The sequence below is a fragment of the Streptomyces cahuitamycinicus genome (assembly GCF_002891435.1).
Lineage (GTDB): Bacteria > Actinomycetota > Actinomycetes > Streptomycetales > Streptomycetaceae > Streptomyces > Streptomyces cahuitamycinicus.
Map to the genome: position 1 here is coordinate 1 of NZ_POUC01000262.1, position 11,404 is coordinate 11,404.

Here is an 11,404-nt window from a genome sequence, read left to right on the forward strand (position 1 = left end):
CAACACGTTCTGGGTGATCCCGGGGGAGCTGACCGAGGCGGTCCGGACCGTCACCCGGGCGTTCGGCGACGAGTCGACGGCAGGCCCTCACCACCCCGCGCAACCCGAGGGAACAGCCACCGCCGACGATGCCGAGGCCGCGCACGGGACCGGGATCCCGCAGCTCGACACGGGCTCGACGGCCGCCCTCGACGCCGCGGCGGCCGCCGACGAGGCCGGGAAGCAGGCCGCCGCAGCGGTGAGCGACGCCAAGGCGGAGGCTGAGGCCGCGAAGTCGGCGCAGGTGCCGCGCAGAGGGCGGACGTCCGACGACTGAACCCCTGGAGGGCTTCCGACGGGGGAAGGACCGGAGTCGTCCCCCGTCGGAAGCCTCCCGGAGTGCTGTGCGCGACGGCCCTGAAGGCTGCTCACCGGCGAGCATTCGGGCGTGACTGCGAAGAAGTCTGAGCCGAGGCGCCTCGCGAAGACGATTGCCCATCGCGTGGAGGGGGCCGTCTTCCACAGGCTTTCAGCATGATCTGGCCCGGAACCCCGTTTCGCCGGTATGGCGACTGATCAAGCCTGATCAAGGCTCATCGACCGCGAGGATTCCGCCGGGCGTCCCCACCCCGGTCAGCTCGGTCCGGGTATCCACACGCGCATGGCGCCGTCGCCCCGGTTCGCCCAGGCGTAGTAGGGGACGGCGGTCAGCTCGACGGGCTGCGACCGGTCGGCCTGTCGGGCGGGGGCGGGTTCCGTGGGATACGGCCACCAACCGATGCCGTCCGGTGTGAGACGCCGGCCGGAGGCGACGATGGTGGTGACTCCGCCGAGCAGGTCGGGGCGTTCGCGGACGGTGGGCACCGGGGAGGAGTCGAGGACGACACCGTCGAGGTCTCCGGGGTTGTCGGCTTCCTCCAGGCAGTACACCAGCGGTCCGCGCTCCAAGGCCACGCATCCGCGTACGGCGTCGACATACGGGTGGGGGTGCGTCAGGCGCACCGGCAGGTGGAGTTCGAGCCGGACGGTGTCGCCCGCCCGAAAGGCCCGGGTGACGCGGAGCCAGCCGTGCTCGGGCTGCTCGTGCCCGGGCGTTTCTTTCACGGTCAGCCGGAACTGTGTGCACCAGGAGGGAAGCCGCAGGGAAAGGGTGCGCTCCCCGGCCGGGGCTTCGTCGACGGTCACGGTGACCGTGCCGTGCCACGGGTATGCGGTGGCCACGCGGACCGCGAAGCCGTCTGCCACGTATTCGCCGGTGGCGTACTGGTGCAGGTGCAGGCCGCTGTCGTCGGCGCTCGCGAAGTAGTGCGGGAGGCCGGCCAGCAGGCGCATCGCGTTGGGCGGGCAGCATGCGCAGCGGAACCAGGGCGTGCGCCGGGAGGCCTGGTCGCCGGGGCGTTCGTGCGGACGCGCCCGCCGTTGCAGCGGATTGACGTACAGCCAGGTGCGCCCGTCCAGGCCCACGCCACCGAGGAAGCCGTTGTAGAGGGCGCGTTCGACGAGGTCCGAGTAGCGGGCCTCGCCGGTGAGCAGCGCCATCCGCCAGCTGAAGTGGACCAGGGCGATGGCGGCGCAGGTCTCGGTGTACGCGCGGTCGGCGGGAAGTTCGTAGGCGTCCCCGAAGGCCTCCCAGTCGTGCCGCGAGCCCATCCCTCCGGTGAGGTACGTCTTCGTGGACACCGCGTCGGTCCACAGCCGCTCCAGCGCCTGCCGGAGCGGGACGTCGCCGGTCTCGGTCGCCAGGTCGGCGGCTCCCGCGAGGAGGTAGAGCTGGCGCACGGCGTGCCCGGTCACCTCCCGGGCCTCGCGGACGGGGGCATGGTCCTGCCAGTACTCCGGCCCCGGGTCGCGGTCATGGCCGCGGTCGGCGCCCGAGGCCAGGACGCCTTGCCCGCGCCGTTCCAGGAAGTAGCGGGCCAGTTCCAGATACCGCTTGTCGCCCGTGGTGCGGTAGAGCTCGACGAGTCCCGTCTCCACCTCGGGGTGGCCGCAGACCCCGTCGACCTGCTTGCCGGGACCGAAGACCGACTCGATGTGGTCGGCGAACCTGCCGGCCACGTCCAGCAGGTCGCGGCTTCCGGTGGCCCGGTGATGGGCCACCGCGGCCTGCATCAGGTGGCCGGCGCAGTACAGCTCGTGGCCCCAGCCGAGCTCGGTCCACGGCTCCGCGCCACCGAGCTGGTAGTACGTCTGCAGATAGCCGTTCTCCATCTGGGCGTCCGCGACGAGTCGGACGAGCCGTGCGACGTCGTCGGCGAGGCCGGGGTCCGGTGCGTCGGCCAGCTGCCAGGAGGCCGCCTCCAGCCACTTGTAGACGTCGGAGTCCTGGAACTGGAAGTCCCCCGAGAACGCCGGCGGTGTCGTACCCGCCGCCGTGGTCGCGGCTGCTCGCAGGTTGGCCAGGTTTCCGGCTTCCTCCAGCCGCTGCGGACCCTCCGGAATCGATACGTCGGCATTGATCCGGCGACGCGTGGCCCAGAAGCCGTCCCTGATGATCGCGACGGAGGCGGGACGGTGCACCGCGGCCGAGTCCACGCCAGGGTGGACCGGTCCGGTGAGTGGCGTGTGCAGGGGAGCCTCCGCAGGGAGAGAGTTTCAGAAAACGCTTACTGTCACGCTAGGGCGGACTCTCGGGCTGACGCAAGAGAGCGGCGGGTCCTGGCCGCCCGGCGCGGACGGCAAGGCTCATCGCGTGTGAGGGGTGGGTTCTGAGTCGGTCGGCCCGCATGTCGTCGGGAGCAGCTTGGCCGAAACGGGGTCGGTCGCGACGGTGGCATGACGGTGCCGCGACGGCCGCGCTCGGCGGTGCTCCTCCAGTGGCAGTGGCAGTGGCAGTGGGCGGCACGGTCGGCGGGCGTTCCATGTCGCTGCGGAGGCTCGATGCCCGTCGGCCTGCTGGCCGGATTCCCTCGCGTCGGCCGACGACCCGCCCCCGTGGGTGAGTGTCACGGCTGATCCCGGGGTGGTGGGCGAGTGAAAGTTTCAGACGCGCCCGGAAGCTTCCCCTCCGCCCCGTCGATGCGTATCTTCCGGCCAAGTTGTGAAAGCGGTTACCGTCCGCGCGGCGTTTCGGCGTTGTGGTTGTCGATTCGGTGGTTCGGTGCCAGCTTTCCGGGCCTGGAGGAGAGCCATGACGTCATCAGCACACAGCCGCCCCTCGGCGGGCGTGCGAGGGAGACCACGCCCCGGCCCGGGGCCGTTCGTACGAAGAATGGTGGCGCTGCTGTGCGCCGTGCCCTTGGTCATGGGGCTGAGCCCGGCATCGATCGCGGCAGCCGCGGACCGGGCATGGAGCGTGGCAGCCGCGGAGGGCGATGCCGCCGGTGACCGGCTCGATGTGGTGACCTTCGGCGACACCGCCTCGGAGAAGAATCACGGCTTCACCGGGACGTCCACGACCGTCGTGGACGGCGCGAGCGGACAGAAGGCGCGGGTGGCGCAGCCGCTGGCGCCGGCCGGCAGTCACCTGGGCGACCTGGTCTTCACGGCCGCGGTCGATCCCGCCCGGCAGAACTACCTCAGCCTGAAGCTCTGGGGCGAGGACGCGACGCCGTACTCGACCGTCGTCTACGTGAACGGCGAGCAGGCCAACTACCGTGACAACGGCGACTACCAGGCCATCAGCGCCGGCACCGGGAAGGCGCTGGAAGGCCGCTTCTTCTTCGCCACCACGATGCTGCCGCTCGCCTCGACCCAGGGGCACGACAAGGCCGAGATCATCGTTCGCACCTTCTCGGGCCTGACGGGCATCGCGAAGGGCGACTCCCGCCGCTACTACCAGGCGATCACGCACACCAGCCCGAAGATCTCCCCGGCCGACGGCGACGACACGGGCTACGAGGCCGGCCCCAAGGCGGCCCCAGCGCTCGCCCCCGAGGAGCAGCAGAAGCGGATCGACAGCTTCCGCACCACGCAGATCGCCCTGTTCGACCAGCTGTCCGCGCAGTCCGACGCGAGCGGCACCTCCGCCATGTCCATCGTCCGCTACAAGGACGACCTGCGCTTCTACGCCGAGACCCTGCTGACGGACTGGTCACCGGCGAAGACCGACGCGGAGAAGACAGCCGCGCTGGAGCGGATCTTCAAGTCCATCGACAACCACACCAGGAACTACTACGGCAACGTGAAGAGCCTCGGCAACGGCGGCCACCAGTCCGACTGGGGCGGCTACTACGGCGCTCTCGGCGAGACCCTCTACATCGTCGAGAACCTGATCGCCGACGACTCCGTCTACGGCAAGGAGAAGTTCGCCGACCTCCTCGACGAGCCCTTCGAGACCGGCACCACCGACGGCGAGAACACCATCGCGGACGTGGACCTCAAGGGCGGCGAGCTGACCCGCGGCGAGGCCTGGGAGCGTGTGCTCAAGGCCAACTTCGACTTCGCCCGCTCCCGGCTCTCGTACATCTACAACCAGGTGATGTACACCTACGAGGGCGCCTGGAAGGCCCATGAGGGCCTGCGCGTCATCGGGTCCGGTTTCCACGAGGGCAAGGAGCGCAGCCACGCCATCGCCGGCGAGGCGCTGGGCCTGCGGCCCTTCCTCGGCGAGGAGGTCCTCGTCGGCCCGGACGGCGGGCAACTGGACCTCTACCACTCGCTCTTCCGGCACGACCGCAACGCCGTCTTCACCGACGACTACCTCCGGATCGTCATGAAGGGCCTGGCCCGGAGCAAGCTCGACGCCCAGGGTGAGGTGGTGCGCCGACTGCCGTACGGCAAGCACTACACCGGTGTCACCACCGCCGGCCTGACCCGGGAGAACGGCTACGTCGGCAGCTACGGCGAATCCACCAACTACCTGCCCTCCTGGTTCTTCCGCACCCTCGGCCACAAGGGCGACGAGAAGCTCAACGACGAGATCCTCAAGCTCGCCCTGCGCAACCTCCATGCCCGCGGCCAGACCCGCTACCAGGGCACGGACGCCGACGGCAACCGCATCATGTACATGCAGCAGGTGATCGACGACCGCAACACCGCCTACCCCGGCAAGATCGCCTACGGCACGGACACCGGCAGCGGCCGCGGCCTGCTGTACGCCTCGCTGGAGCAGTACATGGCCGACAACGCGGCCGCGTACGCGGGTGAGGAGTGGGCGCCGTACTGGCGCTACGCCCGTGAGGCCGTCGGATACAGCCAGCAGCAGCTGGCGGACAACCAGTACTTCCCGCACTTCGCCACTGTTCTCAGCAACCACAGGTACGACCTGCGGCTGCCACGCACCTACGCCTACCTCACCGGGGACCGCGGCTCCTACGAGCGGTTCGAGCAGAGCGGCGCCGGCGTCGTCCTGCCGCACACCGACCTCGACCGGTACACCGACGAGGAACTGACCGGGCTCGGCATCGACCGCGCCAAACAGGACCGGACGTTCGCCTGGGTGGACATCGACAACCTCCTGGTGTCGGTCCGCGACGGGGACACCCACCTGTTCGGCAACCTCGTCGAGCGCGCCAGGGGCTACCTGGGCAACGGGCGGCTGCACGCGCAGTACGACGGCCACGAGCAGCTGGTCCAGTTGCAGACCCAGGGCGTCTTCCGGTCCGAGGAGTACTCCCTGCGCGCCGCCTCGGGCGAACACCCGATGTTCTTCGACCGCTTCACCGAACCGGACCGTCCGCTGGCGATGGCAGGCGAGCTGATCCCGGTCACCCACCAGCGGGGCGTCGGCACGGTCGAGCGCGACAACTGGCGTGAGGACACGCCGTACTCGGGCTACCCGGACCTGCTCACCAGCCGGTACGGCCGGTACTTCATGGCGGTCAACACCACCCGCGAGACGTATGACAACGCGCGCCCCTTCCAGGTGGATCTGCCGAAGGGCTTCTCCGGCAGCAAGGTCCGCGACCTGGTGACCGGCCGTCAGCTCCCCGTCGTCCGCGGCAAGGTGATGGTGGCCCCGTTCCGTGCCGTGGTGCTCGACCTCGGCACCGACAAGACCGCACCGGACGTGCCCTCGGCGGTCGACGTCGCGGTGGCCACGCCCGGTTCGCGGGCGGTCGGCCTGACCTGGGCGCGTGCCGCGGGGGCGACCTCGTACACCGTCGAGCGGGCGACCTCCGAGCGCGGCCCGTACGCCACGGTGAAGAAGGGAGTCAAGGGCGTCAGCCACATCGACGAGGTGCCCTTGTCGAGCGGCGCGAAAGGCACCTTCTACTACCGGGTCGTCCCGGTCAACGACCAGGGCGAGGGCCGGCCGTCCAACCCGGTGAAGGCCGAGGTCACCCCGGGCACCACGGCGGCACTGCGGGACGGCGCGTGGCGGGACGACACCGTCGGCGACGCCGGCGGCGCGGCCGTCTCGGTGAGCGGTGACACGATCACCGTGAAGGGCGCGAGCGGGGACGGCTTCGGCGGCGGTGACGACACCGTGCACACCGACCGGTTCCACCCGGACGCGTACACCCAGGTGAGCAGGCTGGTCCAGGGCGGTACGACGGTCTCGGCGAAGCTCTCCGACACCCGCGAGGGCGACGGCGCGGTGCGGGGCGTGATCCTGCGCGACACCACCGACGAGGTCGGCCGCTACGTCTACCTGGGCGCGGACGCCGAGGGCGCGCTGTCGCTGCGCCACCGCAGCCTCGACACCCGCTCGGACATCGGCACCGGCAACCCCGGAGGCACCGGCGCGGGCGGTATCACCCGCAGCCCGTTCACCGAGGAGCTGAAGGGCTACACCGTCGCGGAGTACCCGTACGTGAAGCTGGTCCGGCTGCCCCGGTCGGATCAGGTGCTGGCCATGGTCTCTCCGGACGGGGTGCACTGGAAGCAGGCCGGCGAGGCGTCGGTGCCGATGGTGGACGTCGTCCACGCCGGTGTCGCCGCGGACCGGGCCGGCACGTTCACCCAGGTCGCCACCGAGGCGCCGGCCGACGACACGGTCATCGCCGACGGCACCTTCGGCAAGCGGTCGGGCACGGTCACCTGGACCAAGCCGAAGGCGGCCGTCGCCTTCGACCTGTACCGCACCTCCGACCCCGAGACCGCGGCCACCGACCCGCGCGAGGGCGGCGAAGGCTGGAAGAAACTGCTGGACGACGAGTACGCCCGGTCCTTCGAGGACGCCGTCCACGGCGGTCAGGTGTACTACAAGGTCGTCGCGCGCACGGTCGACGGCACCACCTCCGTCACCGCCGAACCGGCGGTGATCACGGGGGAGTCGCTCGCCTCGGTCCTGGAACAGGCCCGTGCACTGCCCGCCGAGGACTACACGACGCGCAGCTACGCCCGGTTCACGGATGTGGTCGACGCCGTGGAGGAGGACGGCAAGCAGCCGGACGCCGACGAGTCCGCGCTGATCAAGCGGGTGTACGACGCCTACGACCTGCTGGTGGCCGTCCACCACCACAGCTTCGAGGCGTCCGAGCCGGACATCTGGCAGCGGTCGGGCAGCGGCCCGTACACGCTGGCCGTCGAGGAGGATCACGGCCGTACCGGTGACCGTTCCCTCTCCTTCACCAGCACCGACACCACCGGCAACGCGGCCTACAACCAGCAGTTCAACAGCCTCAAGCAGGGCACCTCGCCGTTCACCGCCCAGCCGGGCAAGGCGTACGCGGTGTCCTTCTGGTACCAGCTGAAGGACTACGTTCCGGGCCGCACCGTGGGCGCGTACTCCTTCGTCTCCTCGCGCAGCGCGGGCAACCGGATCGGCACCGAGCAGCGCACCTGGCTGCCCGCGGGCGACACCCCGGCCGGGCAGTGGAAGTACTTCGAGCGCCTCTACACGACCGTGGACGATCCCGCGGTCGACAACATCGCGATCGAGCTCGGCTTCCGTGGCTCGTCCGGCACGTTCCGCGTCGACGACGTGAGAGTGGAGGCGGTCGACTGACGCACTGACGCACTGACGCTCCCCGCACACCGAGCAGAGCCCCGGACCGCACGACGGCCCGGGGCTCGGCCCGTTCCGGGGCTCGGCCGTTCCGGCGGGCCCCCTGGGCGCGGCGCCGAAGGAACGTCGCCGCCTGCTGCAGGACGACCAAGGCGACCAGGCAGCTTCAGCGGTCCCCGTGCGGATACCCCGGATGCCCCGGTTGGTTGTGGAAGGCGAAGTCCATGACGTTCCGGACGTCCGGTCACGGGGTCGGGGAGGCGGTCAACGCGTCGACGAGCCGGGCGAACTCGGTACGTTGCCGATCGCCCAGGGCGGTGTAGAGCGGTGCCTGCAACTCGTTCGTGCACTGCTCGGCACGCCGCCATCGGGGGATCAGGGAGGCGGCAGCGGGACGGGGTTCCTGCCAGCCGTAGTGAGTCGCCTGCTCGACGCCGAGGTTGACGACCATTGCCTCTCGGGCGCTCAGCCCGGACAGGCGCACCGCCGCCAGATGGCAGGCACCACGGTGTTCTCGCAGTACGTGGATCCGTTGCATGGCCCCGCCGATCGGGTCGTCGACGGGGCAGGGCTGCGCGCGCCAGCCGGCGAACAGGGGCAGGGCGTCGGCGTCGGCGGCGTCGATCAGTTGCTGTGCCAAGCGGTTGAAGTGCTCGACGTCGACGTCGGCGGGGATGTTCGCGCGCCCCCATTCCCGGACGGCCTGGGCGTAACGGGCGGCGGCGTCCTCCGCCGGCATCACGGCCCGTCCCGCCGACCAGCCCGCGGTGATCAGGTCCGGGCCGAGGAAACCCTGTACGGCTTGGACCACCGGGACCGACACCTCACCGAGCACTCCGAACCGGCCGCGGCAGTAGAAGCCGCGCCCCGGGGAGAACCCGGCCCCCAGACCCACGGCGGCGGTCGCCTCGTCCGACATGAACTCGTCACCGAAATCGTGGATGGGCCGGGCAACCGCGGCGATGCACTCGAAGATCTCCATGCGCTGAAGGTCGCTCACCATGACTCAATAGGTCAAGGGGGTGGTTTCTGATGAAACCCGTTAGGTAAGCTATCGAGTCATGTTGGATGTCCGCCGTCTGCACATGCTCAAGACCGTCGCCGCCCGCGGCTCCATCGCCGCCGCCGCCCAGTCACTGGCACTGTCCGCCGGGGCCGTTTCCCAGCAACTGTCCGCGCTGCGGCGTGACGTGGGAGTCGATCTGCTGCGCCCCGACGGGCGAACCGTGGCACTGACGGAGGCGGGCCGGGTGCTCCTCGCACACGCCGACCGGATCCTCGCCGCCGTGCAGGAGGCCGAGAGCGCCGTCGCGGCGGTCAGGGGTACGGTGGGCGCCACCGCCACGCTCGCCGCGTTGCCGTCGACCGTCGCCCGGATCGTGGCCCCCGCGCTGGACGAACTGGGCTCACAGCACCCACAGCTCACCGTGACCTGTCTGGTCACCGATCAGGCGCAACCGCGGGAACTCACCCTCGGCGCAGTCGACGTAGTGCTGGGACAGCGGTATCACCACCTGCCCGATGCCACACCCCGGGGCATCGAGGTCTCGCCGCTGCTCGACGATCCGCTGCTCGTCGTCACCGCGGCCGGCCAAGCCGACGAGCGGCCCGTGGCCCTGCGAGAACTGGCCACACATAACCTCGCCGTGCCGCCGCCCACCACGGACTGCGGACAGGCCATCCTGCACGCCTGCCACGAGGCCGGCTTCACACCCACGACGCGCTACATCACCGCGGACATCGCCGCCCAGCTCACCCTCGCACGAGCCGGCCTCGCCACCGCGCTCGTCCCCCGGACAGCCATCGACCCGGCCACCCCCGGAATCCGCACGGCGCCCATCGAGGACCGCCCGATCCTGCGCCTGGTGTTCGCCGCGACCCGTCGCACCGAGACCGCGAACCCGACGACAACGGCCGTCATCGCGGCACTGCGCACAGCCGCGGGGCTGGGCCGTACCATGCGTCCCCCGACCGCCTAGGCCGGGCCGTCGAGCGGCCGGAGGAAGCGGCGTTCGTAACGCTTGATGCAACGGCTCCGACGGGCCAGTTCGAACGCTTCCCGGCACTCCGGGTCGGACATGCTGTCCGTGCGGTACTGCTCGTACGCGGCCAGACTGGGAAAGGAGAAGAGGGCGTAGGCGATGTCGCTGTCGCCCTCGCTCGGCAGGAAGTAGCCGTGGTGCGTCCCGCCGAAACGGTTCACGAGCCGGACCCAGCGGCGACCGTAGTCTTCGAAGTCCGCCAGCTTGTCGGCGTCGATCTGATACTTCAGGTGAATGGTGACCACACCCACATGATGCAGCGTGACGGTGCGGGCTCGACGACAGCCTGGGTGATCGCGCGCCCATGCATGACATCGGCATGGGGCGCATCCCGCTGCAGCAGAGCGTGGTCCTGCACGACACCCCCGGCGTCCTCGACAAGCGCCGGGCCTCCTCGACTTAGGTCGCCACGACCAAGCGGGTCGGCTGCGCGCGGTGGACCTGACCGTGCCGCTGCGCCCCAGCATTCCCCGCAGGCTGCCCGTTCGAAACGCGATCAGTCCGGGGTGAGCAGACTCTATGGCCTGCTGTCCTGCGGCGGCGTACCACCCGTGCGCTCGGTCCGTTCGGGGGCGGGGGCTGACGGGCGTTCCGCGCCGGGGGCGGTCGCGCCGGTACCCGGTACGGCGGTCTCACCCGGGACGATCCGGGGAGGCGCGTCCGCCGCCGCCTCGTTCTCCTCCTCCTTCTTCTTCATGGCGCGGGCCTCGGCCTTGAGGATGCGGGCCGACTTGCCGGCGGAGCGGGCCAGCTCGGGGCCCTTCTTGGCGAGGATGACGGCTATGACCACGATGAGGATGACGGCGAGTTCGCTCAGTCCGAACATGGTGTCCTGCTCTCTCTTCTCCGGACCCGGCCTGGACGGCGCGAGCGTGGCGGCGGTGACGCTCAGAGGTGGGGTGTGATGGCCGGAAGCAGGTCCTGGAAGGTGCGGCCGGTGGCGGGTGCGCCGATGGCCTTCATCTGCCAGCCGCCGCCGGAGCGGTGGACCTTCGCCATGATCTGGGCGGTGTGGTCGCCACCTCCGGTGAGTGTGTAGCGGGCCAGCTCGGCGCCGGTCGTCTCGTCGACCAGACGGCAGAAGGCGTTCTGCACCTCGGCGAAGGTCTGGCCGGTGAAGGAGTTGACGGTGAAGACGATCTGGTCGATGTGGGCGGGCACACGGGCCAGGTCGACCAGGACGGCCTCGTCGTCGCCTCCCGTGCCCGCGCCGCCGGTGAGGTTGTCGCCGGTGTGCCGGACCGAGCCGTCGTCGCTGACCAGGTGCTGGAAGAAGACGACGTCCGCGGCCTGCCCGGCGGCGAAGAGGACGGCGGAGGCGTCCAGATCGATGTCCCGCCCTCCGGTGAGCTTGGCGAGGAAGCCCTTGCGGGGTGCGGCCTGCCAGCCGAGGCCCATGCGGACGGACGTCAGGGCGGTGCCGTCGGACTTACTGAGGCTGATCTGCTGGCCCTTGCTCAGGTTGATCGACACGGGAGGGGTGCTCCTTGGAGTTGGTGGCGGTGCGGGAGTCATGGAAGTGGGCGGTGCGGACGCCCGGGGTCGGGGT

At 70.5% G+C, this 11,404-nt stretch carries 7 protein-coding genes and 1 pseudogene; 3 read left to right on the forward strand and 5 right to left on the reverse strand.

Annotation, left to right across the window (positions count from 1 at the left end):
• Positions 1-316 (forward strand): annotated as a pseudogene (locus tag C1J00_RS28360) (SPFH domain-containing protein); the annotation flags it as partial.
• 296 nt (positions 317-612) lie between these two features.
• On the opposite strand, the gene C1J00_RS28365 reads toward C1J00_RS28360, so the two are convergent.
• Positions 613-2,550, reverse strand: a complete 1,938-nt coding sequence (locus tag C1J00_RS28365; protein ID WP_102911849.1) for a glycoside hydrolase family 127 protein — start codon at positions 2,548-2,550, stop codon at positions 613-615.
• Between the two features lie 559 nt (positions 2,551-3,109).
• On the opposite strand from C1J00_RS28365, the gene C1J00_RS28370 reads away from it, so the two are divergent.
• Entirely contained in the window at positions 3,110-7,813 is a 4,704-nt protein-coding gene (locus tag C1J00_RS28370; protein ID WP_146046271.1) for a Tat pathway signal protein, read from the forward strand.
• Between the two features lie 244 nt (positions 7,814-8,057).
• Here C1J00_RS28370 and C1J00_RS28375 read toward each other — a convergent pair whose 3' ends face one another.
• A complete protein-coding gene (locus C1J00_RS28375) occupies positions 8,058-8,816 on the reverse strand; it encodes an SCO6745 family protein (protein ID WP_102911851.1) in 759 nt (252 codons plus the stop codon).
• 58 nt (positions 8,817-8,874) lie between these two features.
• On the opposite strand from C1J00_RS28375, the gene C1J00_RS28380 reads away from it, so the two are divergent.
• Complete coding sequence (locus C1J00_RS28380) at positions 8,875-9,792, forward strand: LysR substrate-binding domain-containing protein (protein ID WP_102911852.1); 918 nt, start codon at positions 8,875-8,877, stop codon at positions 9,790-9,792.
• On the opposite strand, the gene C1J00_RS28385 is transcribed toward C1J00_RS28380, so the two are convergent.
• The 3 genes from C1J00_RS28385 to C1J00_RS28395 form a co-directional block, all read right to left on the reverse strand.
• Positions 9,789-10,100, reverse strand: a complete 312-nt coding sequence (locus C1J00_RS28385; RefSeq protein WP_102911853.1) for an NIPSNAP family protein — start codon at positions 10,098-10,100, stop codon at positions 9,789-9,791. The two genes, C1J00_RS28380 and C1J00_RS28385, sit on opposite strands and share 4 nt — an antisense overlap.
• Positions 10,101-10,372: 272 nt before the next feature.
• A complete protein-coding gene (locus tag C1J00_RS28390; protein ID WP_102911854.1) occupies positions 10,373-10,681 on the reverse strand; it encodes a twin-arginine translocase TatA/TatE family subunit in 309 nt (102 codons plus the stop codon).
• Between the two features lie 62 nt (positions 10,682-10,743).
• Entirely contained in the window at positions 10,744-11,328 is a 585-nt protein-coding gene (locus tag C1J00_RS28395) for a TerD family protein (protein ID WP_102911855.1), read from the reverse strand.
• Positions 11,329-11,404 lie beyond the last annotated feature (76 nt).

Coding starts and splice junctions, on each gene's coding strand:
- C1J00_RS28370 (WP_146046271.1), top strand. CDS start 3,110: ATGACGTCATCAGCACACAGCCGCCCCTCGGCGGGCGTGCGAGGGAGA.
- C1J00_RS28375 (WP_102911851.1), bottom strand. CDS start 8,816: ATGGTGAGCGACCTTCAGCGCATGGAGATCTTCGAGTGCATCGCCGCG.
- C1J00_RS28380 (WP_102911852.1), top strand. CDS start 8,875: ATGTTGGATGTCCGCCGTCTGCACATGCTCAAGACCGTCGCCGCCCGC.
- C1J00_RS28390 (WP_102911854.1), bottom strand. CDS start 10,681: ATGTTCGGACTGAGCGAACTCGCCGTCATCCTCATCGTGGTCATAGCC.